Annotated in this window: 17 protein-coding genes; 13 read left to right on the top strand and 4 right to left on the bottom strand. The window is 62.6% G+C overall.

All coding sequences use genetic code 11. The annotated features are described in order from the left end of the window. Nucleotides 1-6: 6 nt before the first annotated feature. The 7 genes from PQR53_RS27835 (at nucleotide 7) to PQR53_RS27805 (ending at nucleotide 8,143) form a co-directional block, all read left to right on the top strand. Nucleotides 7-948, top strand: a complete 942-nt coding sequence (locus PQR53_RS27835; protein ID WP_408461226.1) for an ABC transporter permease — start codon at nucleotides 7-9, stop codon at nucleotides 946-948. Between the two features lie 5 nt (nucleotides 949-953). Beyond that, entirely contained in the window at nucleotides 954-1,787 is an 834-nt protein-coding gene (locus PQR53_RS27830) for an ABC transporter permease (RefSeq protein ID WP_408461223.1), read from the top strand. After that, complete coding sequence (locus PQR53_RS27825) at nucleotides 1,787-3,610, top strand: dipeptide ABC transporter ATP-binding protein (RefSeq protein WP_408461220.1); 1,824 nt, start codon at nucleotides 1,787-1,789, stop codon at nucleotides 3,608-3,610. The genes PQR53_RS27830 and PQR53_RS27825 overlap by 1 nt, the downstream gene beginning before the upstream one ends. Nucleotides 3,611-3,777: 167 nt before the next feature. After that, complete coding sequence (locus PQR53_RS27820; RefSeq protein ID WP_408461218.1) at nucleotides 3,778-4,896, top strand: succinylglutamate desuccinylase/aspartoacylase family protein; 1,119 nt, start codon at nucleotides 3,778-3,780, stop codon at nucleotides 4,894-4,896. A gap of 59 nt (nucleotides 4,897-4,955) precedes the next feature. Beyond that, nucleotides 4,956-5,906 (top strand): LysR family transcriptional regulator, encoded by a 951-nt coding sequence (locus PQR53_RS27815; RefSeq protein ID WP_408461216.1) that lies wholly within the window; start codon nucleotides 4,956-4,958, stop codon nucleotides 5,904-5,906. Nucleotides 5,907-5,938: 32 nt separating this feature from the next. After that, nucleotides 5,939-7,051: an ornithine cyclodeaminase gene (ocd, locus tag PQR53_RS27810; RefSeq protein ID WP_408461213.1), complete on the top strand. Its 1,113-nt coding sequence runs from the start codon at nucleotides 5,939-5,941 to the stop codon at nucleotides 7,049-7,051. A gap of 129 nt (nucleotides 7,052-7,180) precedes the next feature. Then, nucleotides 7,181-8,143: a LysR substrate-binding domain-containing protein gene (locus PQR53_RS27805; RefSeq protein WP_408461211.1), complete on the top strand. Its 963-nt coding sequence runs from the start codon at nucleotides 7,181-7,183 to the stop codon at nucleotides 8,141-8,143. Between the two features lie 63 nt (nucleotides 8,144-8,206). Here PQR53_RS27805 and PQR53_RS27800 read toward each other — a convergent pair whose 3' ends face one another. The 4 genes from PQR53_RS27800 to PQR53_RS27785 form a co-directional block, all read right to left on the bottom strand. Then, on the bottom strand, nucleotides 8,207-9,766 hold the full coding sequence (locus PQR53_RS27800) for a serine hydrolase domain-containing protein (RefSeq protein WP_408461209.1): 1,560 nt from the start codon (nucleotides 9,764-9,766) through the stop codon (nucleotides 8,207-8,209). A gap of 110 nt (nucleotides 9,767-9,876) precedes the next feature. Further along, nucleotides 9,877-10,977 (bottom strand): isocitrate/isopropylmalate dehydrogenase family protein, encoded by a 1,101-nt coding sequence (locus PQR53_RS27795; protein WP_408461207.1) that lies wholly within the window; start codon nucleotides 10,975-10,977, stop codon nucleotides 9,877-9,879. A 15-nt stretch (nucleotides 10,978-10,992) separates the two neighbouring features. Beyond that, nucleotides 10,993-11,418, bottom strand: coding sequence for a cupin domain-containing protein (locus tag PQR53_RS27790; protein ID WP_408461205.1), 426 nt, complete (start codon nucleotides 11,416-11,418; stop codon nucleotides 10,993-10,995). Between the two features lie 41 nt (nucleotides 11,419-11,459). Beyond that, nucleotides 11,460-12,830: an NAD-dependent succinate-semialdehyde dehydrogenase gene (locus tag PQR53_RS27785; RefSeq protein WP_408461203.1), complete on the bottom strand. Its 1,371-nt coding sequence runs from the start codon at nucleotides 12,828-12,830 to the stop codon at nucleotides 11,460-11,462. Nucleotides 12,831-13,210: 380 nt separating this feature from the next. Between PQR53_RS27785 and PQR53_RS27780 the strand changes: the two genes are divergently transcribed. The 6 genes from PQR53_RS27780 (at nucleotide 13,211) to PQR53_RS27755 (ending at nucleotide 21,965) form a co-directional block, all read left to right on the top strand. After that, on the top strand, nucleotides 13,211-14,089 hold the full coding sequence (locus PQR53_RS27780) for a GntR family transcriptional regulator (protein ID WP_408461201.1): 879 nt from the start codon (nucleotides 13,211-13,213) through the stop codon (nucleotides 14,087-14,089). A gap of 176 nt (nucleotides 14,090-14,265) precedes the next feature. Then, on the top strand, nucleotides 14,266-16,890 hold the full coding sequence (acnA, locus tag PQR53_RS27775) for an aconitate hydratase AcnA (RefSeq protein WP_408461199.1): 2,625 nt from the start codon (nucleotides 14,266-14,268) through the stop codon (nucleotides 16,888-16,890). A gap of 40 nt (nucleotides 16,891-16,930) precedes the next feature. Then, a complete protein-coding gene (locus PQR53_RS27770) occupies nucleotides 16,931-17,824 on the top strand; it encodes a GntR family transcriptional regulator (RefSeq protein WP_408461197.1) in 894 nt (297 codons plus the stop codon). A gap of 41 nt (nucleotides 17,825-17,865) precedes the next feature. Continuing rightward, on the top strand, nucleotides 17,866-18,600 hold the full coding sequence (locus PQR53_RS27765; RefSeq protein ID WP_408461194.1) for an ABC transporter substrate-binding protein: 735 nt from the start codon (nucleotides 17,866-17,868) through the stop codon (nucleotides 18,598-18,600). 296 nt (nucleotides 18,601-18,896) lie between these two features. Further along, the gene (locus PQR53_RS27760; RefSeq protein WP_408461375.1) at nucleotides 18,897-19,469 is read left to right on the top strand and encodes a cytochrome b; all 573 of its coding nucleotides are present in this window, start codon (nucleotides 18,897-18,899) and stop codon (nucleotides 19,467-19,469) included. Nucleotides 19,470-19,832: 363 nt separating this feature from the next. Further along, nucleotides 19,833-21,965 carry a TonB-dependent siderophore receptor gene (locus PQR53_RS27755; protein WP_408461192.1) on the top strand — a complete coding sequence of 711 codons (2,133 nt, stop codon included), beginning with the start codon at nucleotides 19,833-19,835 and terminating at the stop codon, nucleotides 21,963-21,965. Nucleotides 21,966-22,024 lie beyond the last annotated feature (59 nt).

Here is a 22,024-nt window from a genome sequence, read left to right as displayed (position 1 = left end):
TGTTCAATGCTCCGCTACATCATCAAGCGCATTTCGATGTCGATTCCGACGGTGCTAATCGTCACGCTGCTCGTGTTCGGCATGATTCGCGCCATTCCCGGCGACCCCGCCTCGCTGATGCTCGGCGATATCAACGATCCCGCCTTGTTGCAGCAAATGCGGCATATGTTCGGGCTCGATCAGTCGATTCCGGCGCAGTTCGTGATCTGGGTCCGTCATCTGCTCGAGGGCGACTTCGGCACTTCGATCGTCCGGCATCAGCCGGTGCTTGAACTGATCCGCGAGACCTTTCCGGTCACCGCCGAGATCGTGCTGGCCGCCACCTTTATCGCGTGCCTGATCGCAATTCCCGCCGGGCTGTTCGCCGCATGGTCGCAAAACCGGCGCGGCGATCTGATGGTCGTGATGGGCAGCATTCTGCTGGTGTCGATTCCGAGCTTCTGGGTCGGCATTCTGCTGATATGGCTATTCGGCGTGAAGCTGCATCTATTGCCGACTTTCGGTTTCGAGCCGTTCTCGCAAGTGGGCTGGGCGTCGCTCAAATATCTGGTGCTGCCGGTGATTGCCGTTTCGCTCGGTGAAATCGCCGTCGTCACGCGGATGATGCGCGCCAGCAGCATCGAGGTACTGCGGCTCGAATACATCGCCCATGCGCGTGCCAAAGGACTTACCGAACGGCGGGTGCTGTTGCGCCATACGCTGCCGAATGCGTTCGGCCCCACGCTGACCGTCATCGGACTCGTACTCGGCCATCTGCTCGCAGGCGGCGCGGTGATCGAGACCGTGTTCACGTTGCCGGGCATGGGCCGCCTGCTGGTGGAAAGCATCTACTCGCGCGACTACCCGGTGGTCCAGGGCTGCCTGCTGGTCATCGCCCTGCTGTACGTCCTCATCAATCTCGTGGTCGACCTGCTGTATCCGATCTTCGATCCCCGTCTCAAGCTCTGAACCTCATGTCCACTCCCCTGAAGCGCGCGAGGCGCGCCAATCTCGTGATCGGGGCCGTGCTGGTCGGCCTGCTGTTGCTGGTCGCCGTCGTCGATCTGGTCTATACGCCGTACGGTCCGCTCGACGTCGACATTCACACCCGCTATGCGGCGCCGTCATGGCATCACTGGTTCGGCACCGACGAATTCGGCCGCGACGTGCTGTCGCGCATCATGGCCGGCGCCGGCGTCAGTTTCACCGTGAGCATCTGTTCAGTGCTGTTCGCGCTGCTGGCCGGCACCTCGATCGGCGTGGTCTGCGGCTATGCAGGCGGCTGGTGCGACCGCCTCGCCAGCTTGCTGATCGATTCACTGATGGCGTTTCCGGGCCTGCTGCTGGCGCTCGGCATCATGACCGTGGTCGGTCCGTCGAAATGGGGCGTGGTGGTGGCGCTCGGTCTCGCGTACACACCGTCGGTCAGCCGTATTGCACGCGGTGCGGCGTTGTCGCTGCGCCAGCGCGACTTCGTGGTCGCCTCACGCACCATGGGCAATAGCGGCGCATGGACCCTCATCCGTCACGTGCTGCCGCATTGCGCCGCCCCGTTGCTGGTGTTCTCAACCTCGCTGTTCGGCTCGGCGCTGCTGGCCGAAAGCGCTCTGAGTTTTCTGGGCCTCGGCGTGCCCGCGCCGGAACCCACGTGGGGTGGCATGCTCGCCGACGGCCGCACCGCGATCGAACAGGCAATCTGGCTGGTGCTGTTCCCAGGCGCCGCGATTTCAGTGGCGCTGTTCGGCATCAACCTGTTTGGCGATGGGGTCCGCGATCTGCTCGACCCGCGTATGAAAGGAGTCATGTAATGCAGACGCTCGATCCCAGTCTGGCGCATCCTCTGTCCCATCCATTGCTCAGCGTCTCCGATCTGACCATCGGTTTCCCCAGCGATCAAGGGCAGTTCAAACAGGTGACGGAAAGCGTCGGCTTCACGCTGAATGCAGGCGAATCGCTGGCGGTGGTCGGCGAATCCGGCAGCGGCAAGACGCTGGTCGGGCGGGCGCTGCTCGGCCTCTTGCCCGAGCGCGCGCAGATTCTCTCGGGCAGCATTCGCTTCGACGGCCGCGAGTGGCTGGATAACACGCCCGCGCAGTGGCTCGCCGCACGCGGCACCGAGATCGGCATGGTGTTTCAGGAGCCGATGGTGTCGCTGAATCCGGCCGCGCGGATCGGCGACCAGCTGACCGAAGCGATCATCCGGCGGCGCCGGGTTGCGCGCAACGAAGCCCGCGAACTCGCCGTCCGCATGCTCGAGCGGGTGCGCGTACGCGACCCGCGTGACTGCCTGAAGCGCTATCCGCATGAGTTCTCCGGGGGCATGCGGCAGCGCATTCTGCTCGCCGCGGTGATGCTGTTGCGCCCGCGTCTGCTGATCGCCGACGAGCCCACCACGGCACTCGACTGCGTGGTCCAGAAAGAAGTGCTGGATCTGATGCTCGAACTCACGCGCGAGGAAGGCACCGCGCTGATTTTCATCAGTCACAATCTCGCCCTGGTGACGGCGTACACCGAACGCGTGCTGGTGATGCGGCGCGGTGTGGTGGTGGAAACCGGCGCGGTAGCAAGCGTGCTGGCGCGGCCATCGCATGATTACACGCTGAAGCTGCTTGAAGCGTTGCCGTGTCGGGCTGAAGCTGAAGCCGACGCGGCGGTTGAAACCGCGCAGCCCACTCCACCCTCGACACCGCCCGCCATCGAAGTCGACGACGTCGCGATCGACTACACCGTGCCCGGCACATGGTTCAGAAGCCAGACCACGCGCGCCGTGTATCCATCATCGCTGAGCGTGCGCGCCGGCGAGACGGTGGCGATCGTCGGCGAATCAGGCAGCGGCAAGACGAGTCTGGCGAAAGCCATTCTCGGCCTCGCGCCGATCGCGCAAGGCAGCATTCTGCTCAACGGCAAGCCGTTCCTGAACGCCGGACACGACGCGCTGCAAGCCGCACGGCGCTCGGTTCAGATGGTATTCCAGGACCCCTATTCGTCACTCGATCCGCGCATGCGCGTGGACGCGCTGGTGCGCGAAGGCCTGCGGCTCGACACTACGCTCGATACGAAAGCGCGCCAGCAGCGCGTCACCACCGCGCTCGCCGATGTCGGACTCGAACAGTTCGGCTCGCGGCTCGTGCATCAGTTGTCGGGCGGCCAGCGTCAGCGCGTGGCGATCGCACGCGCGCTGGCTAGCCGGCCCGCCGTGATCATTGCCGACGAACCGGTGTCGGCGCTCGACGTCACTGTGCAAAAGCAGATTCTCGACATGCTGGTGTCATTGCAAAAACGCTACCGATTTGCCTGCCTGCTGATCTCGCACGATCTTGGCGTCGTCGAACAGATTGCCGATCGCGTGGTGGTGATGTTTCGCGGCCACATTGTCGAAGAAGGTTCGCGCGACGCGGTATTCGATAATCCAAGCCATCCGTACACGCGGCGACTGTTGCAGGCGGTGCCGGAGCTGCGCGGCAATCGCACTGAGGGCTTCAAGGTGATCACCCGCGCGGTGCCTGAAGACGCCGATCCGGGCCGCGCCTATTTCGACGCCACGCGCACTGGCGCGATTGCGCCGGTGCTGATCGACGTGATGCCGCGGGTGTTCGCGCATCACCGGATCGCGATCGACTCACCCTCATGACACGGTTCGCCTGACACCTTCTGCAGGAATTCTTCGGATCGCCGGTCGGTGCCTCCACAGGCCGGCGATCCGCCCCGTCGATCGCGATCGGGCAGATTGCCTTCTGCCCAGCGTGAACTCCACGTAGCATCAAATTGCCGCCACTCCTGATCCGCCTTACGCCTTCCATGAACCTATCCTTGCACACCCTACCCCACACCAGCGACGGTGCCGCGTATGAACTGACGAGCCTTCACTTCGGTCCCGCGGACACCGGCAGGAAGGTCTACATCCAGGGCGGCCTGCACGCGGACGAAACGCCGGGCATTCTGGTCGCTGTCACATTGCAACAACAACTGCGTGAACTTGAAGCCGCCGGCAAATTGCGCGGCGAGATCGTGCTGGTGAGCGCGGCGAATCCAGTCGGCTTGAGCCAATGGGTGATGGGTACGCCGATTGGCCGATTCGAGCTGTCCAGCGGGCGCAATTTCAATCGCGATTTTCCGATGCTCGCCGGCGAGATCGCCGCTGCCGTGGAGGGCATGCTGACCCAGGACAGCGCGGTGAATCTCGCGCTAATCCGCAGCGCGTGGCATGCAGCATTGCTGCGCCGCGAGCCGTCGAATACATTCGACGCGCTGCAGCGCAATCTGATGCTGCTCTCTCACGATGCGGACGTCGTGCTCGACCTGCATTGCTCGCGCGAAGCCGCAATGCACGTCTACACCGGCGAAGCGATCTGGCCGCAGGTCGAACCGCTCGCGCGCTATCTCGGCGCGGTCGCTTCGCTACTCGCGCTCGATTCCGGTGGCCGCTCGTTCGACGAAGCGCACAGTTTCACATGGTGGCAGTTGCGCGAACGCTTCGGCCACGACTTCCCGATTCCGGACGGCTCGATCGCCGCGACAATCGAACATCGCGGCCAGCGCGATGTGTCGTACGAACTCGCGCAGCACGACGCCGATGCGATCATCGCGTATCTCACGCATCAGCGGATCGTCGACGCCCCCGTTACGCCGTTGCCGGACCTGCTTGCGCCCGCCACGCCGCTCGCCGGCAGCGAGCAATTCCGCGCGCCCGCGTCGGGCGTTCTGATTCATCGCGTCCAGGTCGGCGAGGCGGTGACAATCGGCCAGCCGGTATTCGACATACTCGATACCGCCAGCGGTCAGCGCACCACCTTGCACAGTCACACGCAGGGCGTGCTGTATATGCGCCGCGACGTCCGCTATGTACGTGCCGGCGATCCGCTAGGCCGTGTGACCGGTGCCGTGGCGCAACGTGACGGCATGCTGCTGAGCGCCTGATCCGGCTCGCGCTGTCATTCCACCCGTCTCATGCTCCGCACCTTCCCCGGCCTTCGCTCATGACACTGATCCAGTTGAGGGTGTTCTGTGCCGTCGTCGAACAAGGCAGTTTCCGCGCCGCCGCGCGTGCGTTCGACATGGCGCAAAGCACGTTGACTCAGGCAATTCAAAGTCTCGAAGTCGAACTAGGCGTGACTTTGCTGAACCGCTCGCATCAAGGCATCAGTGTGACGGAGCCGGGCGAGCGTTTTCTGGTCAAGGCCAATGCGATCATCCGCGATTGCGAGCGGGCGACGCAGGACATGCAGCAACAGTCCGACGAACCCGAAGGGCAGATCGCACTTGGCGTGACCTCCGAGCCGCTCGCCGAATTCATCATGCCGGTGCTCAAGCGTTTCATTGCACGTTTTCCGAAAGTACGGGTGCATGTGTCGAGCGGCTATTCGAAGATGCTGATCGAAAAGATTCACGACGGCCGGCTCGATTTCGCGCTGTGTCCGCTGGCGCCGCAGGTGAGCGACGCCGATCTCCGGATCGAGCGCCTGTACCGCTCGGAAGCCGGTGTGATCGCGCGTAAAGGCCATCCGCTGGCGCATGCCACTTCGGTTCGCGAACTGGTGGAATGCGACTGGGTGAGCCTGCAGCCGGCGGGTGTCGTCGGTGGCGTGGAGAACCGGTTGATCAGCCTGTTCAAAGCGGAGGCGCTGAGACCACCTCGCATCGTCGCCACGGCGGAATCGCTGCTGGAAACGCTGCACATTGTGTCGGAAACCGATTGCCTGACCATCGAGCCGCGCATGCTGGCCGATTTCACACTGTTCTCGCCGTCGCTGATCACGATCCCGATCCGCGAGGCATTCGATCCACGCGATGTCTGCCTGATCAACCGGCGTGCGTCGCCGCTGACAACGGTCGCACAGGAATTCGTCGACATGCTGACTCTGTTTTCGCGCGCACCGCGCGGCAATAGCGCCGGCACCCTACTTTCGCACGCTCACAGACCCATGTAGCCCGTTTGTTTCATCTAAATCAGGAAAGCATCATGACTCGATATATCGACGTCAACGACGTAAAGCAACTGCTCCGCCATACCGGTACGGAGACCTTCATCCGCGAACTCGCCGGTTATATCCGCGCCGACTATCTGCGTTGGCCCGAGTTCGACAAATCGCCACGCGTGGCGAACCACTCACGCGACGGTGTGATCGAATTGATGCCGGTCGCCGACCAGGCACTGTACGGCTTCAAATACGTGAACGGCCATCCGAACAATACGCGCAGCAATATGCTGACCGTGATGGCGTTCGGCGTACTTGCCGAAGTGGCCACCGGCTTTCCGGTCCTGTTCAGCGAATTCACCATTGTCACCGCGCTGCGCACCGCGGCGACGTCGGCACTCGCGGCCAGCGTGATGGCGCGCCCCGGCAGCCGCTCGATGGCGTTGATCGGCAACGGCGCGCAAAGTGAATTCCAGGCACTCGCCTTCAGGACGCTGCTCGGGATCAACGAGATCCGTGTGTTCGACACCGACCCGGCCGCCACCGACAAGCTGATCCGCAACCTGTCCGGGATCGAAGGCCTGACGCTCACACGCGCGGCCAGCATTCACGACGCCGTACGCGGTGCCGATATCGTCACGACGGTCACCGCCGACAAGACCAACGCCACCATTCTCACGCCGGACATGATCGAGCCTGGCATGCATATCAACGCGGTGGGAGGCGACTGCCCGGGCAAGACGGAGTTGCATCCCCACGTGCTGAACGGCGCGCGTGTCATGATTGAATTCGAACCGCAGACCCGTATTGAAGGCGAGATCCAGCAACTGCCCGCGGATTCGCCGGTGATCGAATTCTGGCGCGTGCTATCCGGTGCAGTACCGGGTCGAGAATCCGCTGCACAGGTCACCATTTTTGATTCGGTCGGCTTCGCGCTCGAGGATTTCTCCGCGCTCCGCTATCTGAACGACCTTGCAGGCAAACATGGTGTGGGCGAAATCATCGACCTGATCGCGCAACCGTCGGATTGCAAGGACCTGTATTCGCTGGTGGCGCCGACGTCGGAACTGCCGCCGGCATCGTTCCCGCTCGCGCGTGCCGGGTCCGCCGGTCAGACCGCGCGGCAAGTGCTGCAGGCTGCCTGCCACGTGGGCTGAGTTCGACAGCCGCCGCTGCATAGCGCAGGATCACGCGGATTTGCTCAGGGCCGACGAGTACCCGAAAGACTTCTGAGGCGCTATGCTTGCGAGTCTGGCGCGCGGCGGCGCTGTTGGCCGGCGCGCGATATGACAGACGTCGCCATCATTGCAAAGGGTATTTTCATGACGTTGATCCAGCTTCGGGTGTTCTGCGCGGTGGTCGACCAGGGTAGCTTCCGGGCCGCGGCGCGAGCACTCGATATCGGACAAAGCACATTGACGCAGGCAATTCAGAGTCTCGAAGCCGAGCTCGGCGTGACGCTGCTGAACCGCTCTCACCAGGGTATCAGTCTGACCGCGCCGGGCGAGCGGTTCCTGGTACGCGCGAACGCGATCATCCTCGATTGCGAACGCGCTACCGAGGAAATGAAGCAGGTGACCGGCGAACCGGAAGGCCACATTGCACTCGGCGTGACCTCGGAACCGCTGGCGGAATTTTTGCTGCCGGTGCTCAAGCGTTTCATTGCACGTTACCCGAAGGTACGCGTGCACGTGTCGAGCGGCTATTCGAAGATGCTGATCGAAAAGATCCGCGATGGGCGGCTCGATTTCGCACTGTGTCCGATCGCGCCGCAAGTGAGCGACGTCGATCTGAACATCGAGCGGCTCTACCGTTCCACGCCCGGCATCATCGCGCGCAAGGGGCATCCGCTCGCGCATGCGACGTCGGTGCGAGAGCTGGCAGAGTGCGAATGGGTGAGTATCCGGCCGGCCGGGATTGTCGGCGGTGCGGAAAACCGGCTGGTCAGTCTGTTCAACGCGCAGAACCTCGGACCGCCACGCATCGTGGTCACGGCCGAGTCGTTGCTCGAGACGCTGCATATCGTCTGCGAGTCCGACTTTCTGACCATCGAACCCCGTGTGCTGGTGGACCTCAAGCTGTTCTCGCAGGCACTCGTGGCGATTCCAATTCGTGAGGCGTTCGACCCGCGCGACGTGTGCCTGATCAGCCGGCGTTCATCGCCGCTGACAATGGTCGCGCAGGAACTGGTCAGCATGCTGATTTCGTACTCGCGTCTTTTGCATGGCGCCGGATCGGCGCGCGGTTGAGAGGGATGGTTCAAGGCAGCGTCCCGCTCCGGATTCGCGCGCACCGCTTCATGCGGTCATGCCTCAGCCCAGGAGCATGCCGCTCAGATCGTGGTGGCGCAGCGCGGCGCCGTTGATGTTCACTTCCCTTTTGAAGACCAGCCGTGGTCCGTCGAATTCGGCCGTAACGGTATCGCGGAACGCGCTCTCGGCGAAAATCCACGTCATCTGCAAGCGCCTTTCGTCGAGCCATTGCGCGCGCGCCACGACCGGGCTGTTATCGAGCTGGTAACCGTGATGCAGATCGCTGCCTGGCATGTCGGTACGCGTTTCGATCCAGTGCCCGATACCCGCGACGATCGTATGACATCCTTGCGCATCGAACAGGTTGAACGTGCACTGATTGTCAGTGAAGCTGAATTCAAGCACTTCGACGCAGTATGGGTTGGACTCCATCGTGAAACGCTGCGTGCCGGACAGCAGCGCTGCCGCATGGGCCGGTGCGTTTGCCGTTTCGTAAATCGACTTCCACGGCGCGGATGCATCCGGACTTTGCCATGCGGCGAGTTTTGCCGCGAGACGGGTGTCGGATGCGAGGGCATCGTCAGCGGACGCGCGGGCCGCCGTCGCCTCGCGAAACGCGGACGGAAAATGGCGGTCAATCAACGGAAACAGCCGCGCACTGCCCTTGATCGCGCCAGTGACGGCAAGCGCGGCGCCATGCGTGGGGAACACCGTCACCATCTGCACGAACCGGCCAATCGCGCTGAAGTTTTCGTCACCGCGTGTCCACCAGTGATAGCCGTATTTGAACGGCTCGCCCTGCGGCTGGGTTGCCTGTGACACCCAGTTCTCAGGTAACAGGCGGCGTCCTTCCCACACGCCCTTTTGCGCGTGCAGAATGCCGAGCTTCAGCATATCGACCACCTTCGCGCTCAGACCATTGCCGCCCGGATTGACGCCGTCAGGCCCCAGGTCCCACGTTTCGCCCTGAATGCCGAGCGGTTCGAAGATGCGCGGTTTCAGATAATCGTGCAGAGTCTCGCCGGTCACGCGGGTCAGGAGTGCAGACAGCACGTAGCTGGCCGCGCTGGTGTACATGAACGCCGTACCTGGTTGATGCGCCAGCGGAATTCTGAAGAATTCCGCGATCCAGCTCGTCTGCACCGAACGCCATACCGCACCCGACGTCTCGCTTTCATGACCGACACGCATCGTCAGCAGATCCTCAATGGTCATCTGCGCGATCCAGCTTGCGTCGTTGCCGACGGCGCTGCCTGGCTCCCGCGTGGGCAGCGCCTCCGGGAAAAAGTCCACCACCTTGTCGTCGAGCCGGAACAGGCCGTCTTCCAGCGCGAGGCCAATCGCACATGCCGTGAAGCTCTTCGCCACCGAGTGCAGGATACGCGGGCGGTCTGCGCGGTACGGCCAGCGCCATGCCTCGGCAACGACATGGCCGTTGTGATACAGCATGAACGAATGCAGATCGAGACCGGCCGCTTCGACGTCGTCGAGAAAGGCGCCGATTGCATCGGCGTCGACACCTGTAGCGGACGGTGCAGCGCGCGTGAGGCCGTCGTCATGCCGTGCGGCAGCTAACAAGTGAAGAGGCGCGGCGGCGGAATCGACGACAGGGTCAGACATGGATGCTCCTGATGGAAAGAGATCGGGGACAACGGCGGGCACGGCAGGTACCGCCCTCGCCATGATCGTAGGCTGAGCCGCGCCATGAAGGAAGCCAGTCCAACCTATCACTATCCGGAAATCGGATCAGCATGAGCAATGCGGGCACGCATCGCGTTGGCGACCTGCTCGCCGAATGCGCTGCAGCCCATCCTGCCGCCCAGATCCGCGGTACGGGTGGCGGGATTGGCCAGCACGGCGTCGACGGCGGCTTCGATCGCATCCCCGGCCGCGATGAAATTGGCTTTCGCGCGATGTTCGCCGATCCAGCGCAGCAGCATGCTGACGGACAGGATCATCGAGGTCGGATTTGCCTTGTCCTGGTTCTGGATGTCCGGGGCCGAACCGTGCTGCGCCTGCGCACAGCAAAGCGCGTCGCCTGCCATGATCGAGCCGCCCAGACCAAGACTGCCTGACAATTCCGCCGCGAGGTCGCTCAGGATGTCGCCGTAGAAATTGGTGGCAACCAGCACGTCGAAATGCTCCGGCGCACGGACCAGACGGGCGGCCGACGCGTCTACCAGCAGGTCATCGAGCTGGACTTCCGGGAAATCTTTTGCAACATGGCGGACGCATTCGAGGAACAGGCCATCCGTCATGTGGAAGCTGTTGGCCTTATGAATCGCTGTCACCTTCTTCTTGCGTTTCATGGCAAGTTCGAACGCCCGCCGCGCGATTCGCTCGCTGCAGTGACGCGTGATTTTGCGTACCGAGAGCGCCATATCCTTCGATGGCATCATCTCGCCCCAGCCGAGGTGCATGTTGCGATCCGGATAGAAGCCTTCGGTGGCCTCGCGCATGATCACGAGGTCCATCCGCTTGCCCGCGCGCAGGTTTGACGTCAGGAACTCGCGCGTACGCGAGGGACGCACATTCGCGTACAGATCGAGATCACACCGGAACGCCGCCGAAACGTTACGCCCGCCTTTATCGGGGGGCGGGTAATCGGCGTGCGAGACGGTGCCGAGGATCAAGCCGTCATAGGTCGCCGCTCTTTCGAGCACCTCCGGGCGAAGCGTGGTGCCGTATTTTTCGAGGCTCCTGAAGCCTATATCTTCGTAGTCGAATTGAAGGTCGAGGTCGAAGACCCGATCGGCTTTTTCAAGCACAGCAATCGATGCCGCGATGATTTCGGGGCCGATTCCGTCGCCGGGAAGGACAAGGATACGCATGGTGATGTGCTCAGGTTATTTCACGGGGGTCTGGTGCTCGGCGGACACGGGCCGGGTTTCTCCGCTGTCCGCGAGGGTTCGCGTCGCGTCGGAACGCGCATAGATCCACAGGATCTTCATCGGCGAGGTCTTCGACAGATTGCGGAAACGGTGCGGCACGTTCGGCGGGATGAAGGTCGTATCGAGCGGCTTGAGCCGGTACTCGAGTCCGTCGATATCGAGAATCGCGTCGCCTTCGACGAGCACGACGCTTTCCTGACAGTTGTGGCTATGAAAAGGAATCTCGACGCCGGCCGCGAACGAGGTGTAGCCGGTGATGAAGCTATCCGAGCCCACCGCTTTGCCGACCAGCGGCGTGGTGCTCGCGCCGCCGCCACGGTCATAGGTGGGCAGATGGTCGGGTTGCAGCAAGGCTGCGCCGGAAGGGGTCGTGATCGTCATGGTGTGCTCCTGTGGGGACGTGCGTGAAACCGGATGTGCGATCAGCGAGCCGGACCGATCCAGACCGTCTTGACGTTAGTGAATTCGCGAATGCCGGCCGCGCCGAGTTCGCGGCCATATCCCGATTGCTTGATGCCGCCGAACGGCAGCCGCGCATCGGACGCGACCAGCCCGTTGACGAACACCGCGCCGGCCTCGATCTGTCGAACGAGGTCTTTTGCACGCGGGAGGTCGCTCGTCCAGAGCGCGGCGCCGAGTCCGAATTCGGTCTCGTTCGCCAGTGCGATCGCCGAACGGGTGTCGGCGACGTGCAGGATGGCAGCCACCGGGCCGAATGTTTCCTCGCGCGCGACGACCATGTCCGGCGTGACGTAGTCCAGCACCGTCGGCGCGTAGAAGAAGCCCGGACCAGCCAGCGGTTGGCCACCCGCCTTCAGCACGGCGCCGGCCTCCACGCTGCGCTCGACCTGCCGGTGCAGTTCATCGCGCAGGTTCGCCCGCGCCATCGGACCAATCGTCGTGTCCCGCTCCATCGGGTCGCCCACTTTCAATTGCGAGACGCCCGCGCAGAACAACTCGACGAAGCGGTCCGCGACCTTCTCGTCGACGATGAAACGTTTGGCCGAGATACAGCTTTGCCCCGTGTTCGAGAAGCGCGCCTTCACGGCCGCTTTCGCGGCGGCCTCGACGTCGGCGTCGGCGAGCACGATGAACGGGTCCGAGCCGCCGAGTTCAAGCACCTGCTTTTTCATCGCACGGCCGGCTTGCGACGCAACCAGCTTGCCGACCGTAGTCGAACCGGTCAGCGTGACAGCGGCGATGCGCGGATCGTCGATCAGCGCGGCGACGCTCTCAGGCTCGATCAGCAGCGAAGCAACGAGACCGGCGGGCACGCCGGCGTCCGCGAATACCGCGTTGATCGCCATTGCACATTGCGGCACGTTGGCGGCGTGCTTCAGGATTGCGCCATTGCCCGCGCAGAGCGCCGGCGCCGCGAAGCGGATGAACTGCCACAGGGGGTAATTCCACGGCATGATCGCCAGCACCACGCCAAGCGGATCGTAGACAACGAAGCTTTCGCTCGCGTTGCTCACGATCGTCTCGTCAAGCAGATAGTCCGCCGCGTGTTCCGCATAGAAGCGGCATGTCCAGGCCGCCTTCTCGACCTCCGCTTCCGACTCCACAATCGGCTTGCCCATTTCCAGTGTGATCAGCGCGGCTAGTTCCGCCTTGCGGCGCAACAGCGCTTCGCCGAGACGAGCGACCGCAGCCGCCCGCGAGGCAAGTGACTCGCGGGCCCAACGTCGCTGGGCGGCGCTGGCATCCTCAAGCGCCTGCTCGATTCGCGCGGGCGGATCGGCGTCGAAAGTTGCCACAACGGCTTGCGTGGCGGGGTTCAAAGTGCGAAACATGCGTCAGTCCTTGAATGGTGAAGGTATTCGGACCGCCCGCGCGGGCGGCCGCGAGCGGTTGGGTATGAAGAGCAGGCCATCCGCCCCGGACAGGCCACTCAGGCGATCACAACCAGGATGAAACTGAGTGCCTGGCTCATTTGCATTTTTTTGGTATTTTATCGACATAAAAAACCGTGTAAAGTGTTTTTTGTTGCTTCAAAAAACCATAGCACTGCATCTGGCGGAGATTTTTTGTAATCACGAGGGGGATGCGGATAGCGACTCAGGCGCCAAGGTGATCACGTGTGAAACGCCGCCAGCATCGGCACTTTATCTTCACAAAGAACCATTTTCCGGCTGTGGTACGATCGGACCCGTGTATCCAAAGCCGATCCCACATGACCCGCGCCCTCGCCGACGTGCTCGCAGCGAACATCCATCAGCACATTGCCAACACCCGTATTGCGGCCGGGACCCGGTTGCCCGAACGCGCGCTTGCGGAGCAGTTCAAGGTGTCACGCTCGCCCGTTCGCGAAGCGCTGAAGCGGCTCGCCGCGCAAGCGGTCGTCACCGCGCTTCCCGATGGTGGCTACGCCGTCGCGGAGGAAGTTCTGCCACCGGGCGCCGTGGCGACCAGTGAGCCGGAAAGTGGCGGTGCCGATGAACCCACCTACCTGGCGATCGCAGAAGACCGGTTGGCCGGAAATCTTCCGGATCGCGTAACGGAAAACGAATTGATGCGCCGCTACGGGGTAACGCGTGCGCAGTTGAACGCCATACTTCGGCGGATGGCGCAGGAGGGTTGGATCGAGCGCCGGCCCGGGCACGGATGGATGTTTCAGCCTGTCCTGACCTCGGCGGAGACGTATCGGCAGGGTTATCGATATCGATTGCTGATTGAATCGGCCGGGATACTCGAACCCACGTTCCGGCTGGATCAGGCGGCATTGCTGCGCTGCCGGGAAGAACAGGAAGCCTTGGTAAGCGGCGGCGTGCGCACCGCATCGCCCGCTGCGCTTTTCGACGCGAACAGCCGATTGCACGAAACGATTGCGGCATGCTCCGGCAATGCCTTCATTGTCGACGGCCTTCGCCGTCTCGACCGCTTACGCCGGCTGATGGAGTACCGCAAAGCCGTTGACCGGGATCAGGCGGAACGGCGCTGCCGCGAGCATCTGACGCTCATCGATCTGCTTCTCACGGATCAGCGAGAGGCTGCGGCTGATTTCCTGAAGCTGCATCTGCACAACGCGGTTCGGGAAAAGACCGCCGACTGAGCCACACGCAACTTTGCGTAACCAGTGAATCGAACTCGCCATGCCATCGGCCTCCCCGATTCCACGGGCCTGGACTGACTGAACCAAGGATAACTGCGCAGTCGTCTGCAAATTTTTTGCTGCCGGGCGTTTGCATTGGATTGCATTTATAAGCGTAAAAGTGCAAAAATACGCCCATGGAAGATACTTACTCCCCCACCCAAACCCGACTGGTGGTTGAAGGCGCCAGCTTTCGCTACATCGATCTGCCCGGCCTGTTTGGCGACACTTTGCGCGAACTGCCGGTCGTGCTGCGCCTGCTGCTGGAAAACGTCATCCGCAATACGGAGGGTGAGGAACGGCGGCAAGCCGTGGAAGGCATTCTTGGCTGGACCGTGCGTGCGACAAGCGAGGCGGAAATCGCGTTCCAGCCAGGTCGGGTCTTGATGCATGACACAACCAGCACGCCCGCGCTGGTCGACATTGCCGGCATGCGGGACACGCTGGCCGAAGCCGGCGTCGATCCCGCGGCGCTCAATCCCGTGCTGCCGGTGGACTCGTCGGTCGATCACTCGCTGGCGGTGGAGTATTTCGCTCGACCGGACGCGGCGCCGCTCAATCTGCAACTGGAACTTCGCCGCAACGCCGAGCGTTACCGGTTTCTGCGCTGGGCGTCCGGAGCTCTAACGGGTGTGCGGATTCATCCGCCGGGCACCGGGATCATGCATACGATCAACCTGGAGCAACTCGCGACCGTGGTGTCGATCGTCGATCAGGCCGGGGAACAATGGGCCGTGCCCGATACCCTGATCGGCACGGACAGTCACACGCCGATGATCAACGGCATCGGTGTACTCGGCTGGGGTGTGGGTGGTCTGGAAGCGCAGACCGTCATGTTCGGCATGCCGGTGATGCAGCGCATCCCCGACGTGATCGGGGTTCGTCTCACCGGCGCGATGCGGCCGGGCGTGCTGGCCACCGACCTCGCGCTGAGCGTCACGCACAGGCTTCGCAAGATCGGTGTATCCGGTGAATTCGTCGAGTTCTTCGGGCCGGGCGTTGCGACGCTGACAGCGTCCGAGCGCGCGGTAGTTGCGAACATGGCGCCGGAATACGGCGCGTCCACCGGATTTTTTCCCGTCGATCAGCACACACTGACCTATCTCCGCTCGACCAACCGGTCGGCCAACGCGATCCAGCTGGTAGAAGCATTCACGAAACAGGCCGGTCTGTGGTTCGATCCGACCGGCGAGCCGCGTTACACGAACACGATCAGCATCGACCTTGCAGGCATCGGCATGCAGGTCGCCGGGCCACGTCGTCCGCAAGACCTGCTCGACTATTCGCAGACGTCGTCCGTGCTGGCCGAACTGGCTTTTAAACCGGCTCGGACGCACCCTTCGATGCCGGCGCATCCCGTCGCGATCGCTGCGATCACGAGCTGCACGAACACGTCCGATCCCGCCTTGCTGATCGCCGCGGGGCTGGTTGCGCGCAAGGCACGCGCGCGCGGCCTCAAAGTGCCGGCGTGGATCAAGACCTCGCTCGGCCCGGGTTCTCCCGCAGCTGCCGCGTATCTCGAACGCGCGGGACTGATCGACGATCTGTCGGCTGTCGGCTTCGATATTGTTGGCTACGGCTGCACGACATGCATCGGCAACTCCGGGCCGTTGACGGAGCCGGTACGCGCGGCCATGGCCGAGAACTCGGTCTATCCCGTCGCGATGCTGTCCGGCAACCGGAACTTCCCAGGTCGTATCCACCCGGACATGGACCTCGGCTTCATCATGTCGCCGCCGCTTGTCATTGCCTTTGCGCTCGCAGGGAACGCCGCGGCCGATCTGAGCCGTGATCCGCTGCAGAAAACGGCCGACGGAACGCCGGTCTATCTCAGCGATCTTTGGCCCACGAATGACGAGGTTGCCGAACTCGCGAGAGCCGCGGCCGACCCGCTCGACTATCCGCGTGCATTCACGCTAGCGAGCCGGAATCCATCATGGCATGACCTTGATGCGCCCGCCGGCGCCCAATTTCCGTGGAGCCTCACGTCCACCGCGTTGCGTCGGCCGCCGTTCGCGTCTCTCACCGAGGGCAGCCAGCTCGGCAGATACAGCGCCTATCCGTTGCTCGTCCTCGGCGACGATGTGACAACGGATCACATCTCGCCCGCAAGCGGAATTCCGAAAGACAGCTTTGTCGCCGATTTTCTGGTGTCGCGTGGCGACGATCGCGACGACCTGAACGTATTCGCGTCACGGCGGGGTAACTGGGAAGTGATGATGCGCGCCGCGTTCTATAACCGCACGCTAGTGAACCGCCTGCGGCCCGGCATGCCGGTCGCGCACACGCTGCACGTGCCGAGCGGCGACGTGCTGCCGATCTTCGAGGTGGCCAATCGCTATCGGCAAGACGGCGATCCGGTGGTACTCGTTGCAGGCGAGCGATACGGCACGGGATCATCGCGTGACTGGGCCGCGAAGGGTCAGCGGCTGCTGGGAATTCGTGCGGTACTGGCAGTGAGCTTCGAGCGTATCCATCGCTCGAATCTGATCGGGATGGGTATTCTGCCGCTACGCTTCGCGCCCGGCATCAACCCGGACACGCTCGCGCTTCAGCCCGGTGATAAGCTCGAAATCGATGCGCCGGCGCAATCGTTGTCGCCAAGATGCAGGATAGTCGTGCGTATCGTTCGCGCGGACGGGCGAACAGAACCGGTGGAAGCGACTGCCGCCGTCGAGACAAAGCTGGAATGTCAGTTACTGCGTTCCGGTGGCGTCATTCCACTGATATTGCAGAAAACGCTAGCGGAGCAGAAGGCCTGAAAGCCAGTCCGCTGCTTGCGCCGACAGACAGGCCAATACCATGATTGAGCGCTCCATTGCGACCCAGATTGTCGAACTGATCAAGACCGAAGCACTGGATGTCGGCAGCCATCTGCCCGCGCAGATGCTGGCTGACCGCTTACGGGTGTCGCGCTCGCCGGTCAATGAAGCGCTCGCGCTGCTACATGAGAAAGGCGTGCTGACGCGTGAGAAGAATCGCGGCTTTTTCGTCGCGAAGCCCGTTGTCGAACCGCTTTCCGAGGTGGTCGGAGTACTCGGGTTGGGCGAGACGGATGTCATCACAAGTGTGTACTTCCAGATCGCCGACGATCTGCTGAAAGGCGAGCTCCCGAACGAGTTTTCCGAGCAACTGATCCGCAACCGCTACGGCCTCACCAGCGCGCAACTGACCGCTGTCCTCGGGCGAATTGCAAAGGAAGGCTGGGCGGAGCGCAAGCCCGGCTATGGCTGGCAATTCTCGCCCATGCTCACGACCCCGGACAGTCTTCTGCAGTCGTACCGCTTACGTCTCGCACTGGAACCTGCGGCACTACTCGAACCAGGCTATCACCTCGAGCCGAAGATTCTTGAGCGTTGTCGCGCCGTCGAGCTTCATCTACTGGCGGGCGGCATTGAAACCGATACCGCGGATCAGTTGCACGATCGTGGCGTGCGTTTTCACGAAGCGCTGATCGAAGCGTCGGGAAACAGCTTTTTTATCGACACGATCAAACGGGTCAACAGGGTTCGGCGGCTGCTTTCCTATCGATCGATGCAGCATCGCGAACGCTATGCCGAGCACTGCAGGCAGCATCTGCATGTGCTCGATCTGCTCAAGCGCGAGCGCAACGAAGAGGCCTCCGAAGCGCTCCGTCGACATCTGCTGCATACGCTTGATGCCCTGTCCCGCATCAGTGAAATTCTTAAACCTTGAACCGCGCTTCACTTCAATGAAGGGAGCAAATCCGCGCAGCTATGAACTTCGATCAATCCATCGCCACCGCTTTCACGCCGACCGGCAAGCTGCGTGCCTCGATCAATCTCGGCAACCCGATCCTCGCGAACCAGGACCCCACTTCGGGCGAGCCTTTCGGCGTATCGGTCGATCTCGCACATGCATTCGCCGAACGATTATCGGTTGAACTCGAGTTGGTGGTGTTCGACGCGGCAGGCAAATCCGTCGAAGCCGTGAGCGACGAACGCGCCGATATCGGCTTTTTTGCAGTCGATCCGTTACGCGGTCAAGCGCTCGCTTTCACCGCGCCCTACGTGCTGATAGAAGGTTTTTACCTGGTTCGGGATGGCTCACCCATTACCGCCAATCGGGACGTCGACCAGCCGCACAACCGCGTGGCAGTCGGTAAAGGCAGCGCGTATGACCTGTATTTGACGCGCGAACTCAAAGCCGCACAGATCGTCCGCGCACCGACTTCGCCGACCGTCGTTCAGACTTTTGTCGAGCGGAATCTGGAAGTAGCGGCGGGCGTGAAGCAGCAGCTCGAGGCGGACGCCCGCAAGTCACCGGGACTGCGGCTTCTCGACGAGCGGTTCATGGTCATCCAGCAAGCCATGGGCACGCCGAAGACACGCGGGCCCGAAGCAGCGGAGGCATTGCGACAATTCGTTGAAGCGATGAAAGAGTCCGGCTTCGTTGCAGCGTCGCTCAAGCGGCATGGAATCGCCGGTGCCACGGTAGCGCCGCTCGCCTGATTGCTCGAACGGACCACGACGCTGGTCCTCGTGAACACCTGACGACGGTCAAAGCGAGTATCGCCGTCGTCCCACCTGCCACATCGCTCATGACGGCGCCGATCGCTCAGGTCGAGCGCCGCTCCCTCGCTGTTTGAAAGCGTGGACGCCTGGCCGCGCCGACCGGGATATCAAACTAGCCGATCGCGATCAATCGATTTGACCTTCCCGAGACCATTTTTGGTCATTACATTCCCTTACCGTTGCTGAAATATAAAGAACGATCAACTAACCAGCCATTCGTGGCGGAGCACGTCATGCCCCCTACAGTCGTATCCCAAGCTTATTCCCGCCCTGCCGTCTTCCTGCACTGGATCATCGCCGCCCTTGTCGTGCTCGCCTACACGGCGATGCTCGTGCGCGGACCCAAGGGCACCGATGCGCGGGTCATGTGGAACACGGTACATTATTGCGCTGGCGCGCTCGTGCTGACGCTGGCGGTGTTCAGGGTGCTGTGGCGCCTGTGGCGCGGCACACCGCCTGAAATCGAAGCGTCGCGCGCCCTGACTTTTCTCGCCAGGCTCGCCCACCTCGCACTCTATGTCTTCATCTTCGTGCAGCCTCTGCTTGGCGTCCTGATGCTCAACAGCAGCGGCTTTCCTTTGGTGGTGCCGGGCATCGACCTGCATATCCAGCTAGTGAGCAAGGATCCGCTCGCGCGCAAGGTTATCCACGATATCCATATCCTGATCGGCAACGCCTTTTACTGGATCATCGGCCTTCACGCGCTGGCGGCGCTTGTCCATCACCTGCTCTTCAAGGACGACACCCTGCGGCGCATGACCGGGCGCACCGGCACGAGCCGCGCGCGGAGCGGGATATCGAATTAGCCGATCACGATCATCAGATTTGCCCTTCCCGGGACAATTCTGGATAACTACATTATTTTACCGATGCGGAAATATATGAACGACAGACTAATTTCCGCATCGCCGCCCGAGCGGCGCCGCCCCATTCAGCGACGCACTCGGCAACTCGGCCAGCCACCCCTCTAGCCGACCGCGCTTTTACGTTCACCAACGCAATTCAATCAATAGAGCCGCTGATAACACAGGCGCGGGATCGCGTTTTCCTGTCGGATCAAGGTCGCAAACAAAAAACAAGGAAGTGAGATGGAGAAGGCATCAACACGGAAATCGAGACGCAAACGAGCTGCACTCGCAGCGGCTAGCCTGGGACTATCGGTGGTGGTCATGCCAGGTACGACGCATGCACAGACAGCGGCCGTACAGCCGCCATCGGACCTGGCCGGCAAGGATGCGGCGGCCAAAGCGCCTGGCGCCGCCGACGCGTCGAATAGTACGGCAGAGAGCGCCGCGCCAACGGCCGGCGCGAGCACGGCGACAGCGATCCGGCGCGCCCAGGGCGTGGCCAACAGCCAAAGTGGCAGCGGCGCCGCCAACGGCATCCCGATGACGGTCAACGTGGTTTCGCGCTCGGCCATCGATCAGCAGCAGCCCAGCGACTCCTACGAGGCATTGCGCGGTGCGGCCGGCATCTCGAGTTCGGCCGGGGCGTCGGTGGCGGACAACGTGTCGATCCGGGGCATTGCACTCGAGGGACGCACGAGCTTTCGCCTGAACGGCGCGCTGCCCATCAACAACTTCCTGGCGATGCCGCTCGAGGACAAGCAGGCGGAAGAAGCATTGAAGGGCGCGGCAGCGCTCCTGTTCGGCATTGCGAGCCCCTCGGGAATCGTCAACCTGGTCACCAAGCGCGCGGGCGACACGCCCAATGCGTCCATCGGCATTTCGGGCACGACCAATGGCGAGATAGTGGGCAGCGTGGACGTCGGCCGGCGCTTCGGTCCCGACAATCAGTTCGGCCTGCGTGTGAATGCGGCGGGCGGCCACCTCTCGAGTTCGATCAACGACGTCGAAGGTACTCGCCGCTTCGTGAGCGTGGCAGCCGATTGGCGGCCCACCAATCGCCTCTCGTTCAAACTCGACTTCGAAGATTACGAGCGCAGCTTCACCGAACAGTCCACCATCGGCCTGCTCTCTCCGGTGAACGGCAAGATCACGATCCCCGCCGTGCCGGATCCGAACAAGCTGCTCTCGGGCGACTGGGCCACCTACAGGGCCCAGGCGCAAAACATCCTGTTGCGCGCGGACTACAAGGTCAGCGACAACTGGAGCGTGCTTGCGGAAGGTGGCCGTGCCGAGACGGACCGGGATGCGCGCGACCTCTCCACGCTCATGAACTACAACCCGATCACCGGCCAGGGGACGCTCGTCACCAAGCTCGTACGCAATCAGGACTACGTCAATAAATACGCCCGCGTCGAGGCCAACGGCAAGTTCAACACCGGTTCGCTCCTGCAGCATCATCTGACTTTCGGCCTGATGTACAACGACCGCTATCAGAACAATCCGTCGGTGCAATCGGTCAGCACGCCGCAGAACCTGTTCAACCCGGTCGTGCTGCCCGCGCCCGTGCGCACCACGCCGATCGTCGACCTGCCGCAGGACAGTAGAGACACCGGCGTGTATATCTATGACGCCGTGACTATCGCCAATCGCCTGACGGTGATCGGCGGCATGCGTCGCACCGATTATTCGCTAACCGCCCAGCAGGCGACGGGGCCGAGTACCCATTTTCAGACGACCAACTACTCGCCCGCCATCGGCGTCACCTTTCTGCTGCGTCCTGACACCTCGCTCTATGCCAGCTATATGACGGGACTGCAGGAGACGGGCCTCGCGCCCAGTACGGCCGTCAACGCGTTCCAGACGCTGCCGCCCTCGGTTGCCAAGCAGAAGGAAGTCGGTATCCGTTCGAGCGCCCTTTTTGGCTTCAACTCCACCATCGCCTACTTCGATATCAACCGCGGTACGGCGCAACTCAATAACCAGAACGTGTTCCTGATCGACGGCCGCTCGACCTACCGGGGAGTAGAAGCATCGATCGGTGGTGAGGTCAATCGCGCGTGGTCGTTCAATGTCGCGGGCCAGTATCTGCATGCGCGCACCTCCGGCGCGTCGAATCCCGCGCTCTCGGGCACTCAGCCGGAGAACACGCCTGACTTCACCCTGAGCATGAGCGTCACCTATCATCCGGGCATCCTGCCTGGCAGCAGTCTGACCGCGGGCATGTTCCGCACTGGGGCGCAGGCGGTCAATAACGCAAACCAGGCTTTCATCCCGGCCTATACGGTGTACACGCTCGGCGCGGGCTACACAACCCGCATCGCCGGTCATCGCACTACGCTTGCGCTCAACGTCAACAACCTCGCCAACGACCGGCACTATTCGGCCGCGGGCAACGGGTTGCTGATCGTCGGTCCCGCGCGCTCTATTCGCTTCTCGGCGAGGACCGACTTTTAAGAGCGCTATTTGCCGCGGTCTGTTTCGACTCCGTTTGCGCCATCACGGAGTCCGCCGAC

Origin of the sequence: Paraburkholderia fungorum, from assembly GCF_046027605.1 — a bacterium.
Taxonomy (GTDB): domain Bacteria; phylum Pseudomonadota; class Gammaproteobacteria; order Burkholderiales; family Burkholderiaceae; genus Paraburkholderia; species Paraburkholderia fungorum_F.
This window is presented reverse-complemented; position numbering and strand designations above follow the sequence as displayed.

Bases quoted from the DNA above. Each gene is read 5' to 3' on its own strand.
- PQR53_RS27835 (WP_408461226.1), top strand. From the start codon at position 7: ATGCTCCGCTACATCATCAAGCGCATTTCGATGTCGATTCCGACGGTG.
- PQR53_RS27830 (WP_408461223.1), top strand. From the start codon at position 954: ATGTCCACTCCCCTGAAGCGCGCGAGGCGCGCCAATCTCGTGATCGGG.
- PQR53_RS27825 (WP_408461220.1), top strand. From the start codon at position 1,787: ATGCAGACGCTCGATCCCAGTCTGGCGCATCCTCTGTCCCATCCATTG.
- PQR53_RS27820 (WP_408461218.1), top strand. From the start codon at position 3,778: ATGAACCTATCCTTGCACACCCTACCCCACACCAGCGACGGTGCCGCG.
- PQR53_RS27815 (WP_408461216.1), top strand. From the start codon at position 4,956: ATGACACTGATCCAGTTGAGGGTGTTCTGTGCCGTCGTCGAACAAGGC.
- ocd (WP_408461213.1), top strand. From the start codon at position 5,939: ATGACTCGATATATCGACGTCAACGACGTAAAGCAACTGCTCCGCCAT.
- PQR53_RS27805 (WP_408461211.1), top strand. From the start codon at position 7,181: ATGACAGACGTCGCCATCATTGCAAAGGGTATTTTCATGACGTTGATC.
- PQR53_RS27800 (WP_408461209.1), bottom strand. From the start codon at position 9,766: ATGTCTGACCCTGTCGTCGATTCCGCCGCCGCGCCTCTTCACTTGTTA.
- PQR53_RS27795 (WP_408461207.1), bottom strand. From the start codon at position 10,977: ATGCGTATCCTTGTCCTTCCCGGCGACGGAATCGGCCCCGAAATCATC.
- PQR53_RS27790 (WP_408461205.1), bottom strand. From the start codon at position 11,418: ATGACGATCACGACCCCTTCCGGCGCAGCCTTGCTGCAACCCGACCAT.
- PQR53_RS27785 (WP_408461203.1), bottom strand. From the start codon at position 12,830: ATGTTTCGCACTTTGAACCCCGCCACGCAAGCCGTTGTGGCAACTTTC.
- PQR53_RS27780 (WP_408461201.1), top strand. From the start codon at position 13,211: ATGACCCGCGCCCTCGCCGACGTGCTCGCAGCGAACATCCATCAGCAC.
- acnA (WP_408461199.1), top strand. From the start codon at position 14,266: ATGGAAGATACTTACTCCCCCACCCAAACCCGACTGGTGGTTGAAGGC.
- PQR53_RS27770 (WP_408461197.1), top strand. From the start codon at position 16,931: ATGATTGAGCGCTCCATTGCGACCCAGATTGTCGAACTGATCAAGACC.
- PQR53_RS27765 (WP_408461194.1), top strand. From the start codon at position 17,866: ATGAACTTCGATCAATCCATCGCCACCGCTTTCACGCCGACCGGCAAG.
- PQR53_RS27760 (WP_408461375.1), top strand. From the start codon at position 18,897: ATGCCCCCTACAGTCGTATCCCAAGCTTATTCCCGCCCTGCCGTCTTC.
- PQR53_RS27755 (WP_408461192.1), top strand. From the start codon at position 19,833: ATGCCAGGTACGACGCATGCACAGACAGCGGCCGTACAGCCGCCATCG.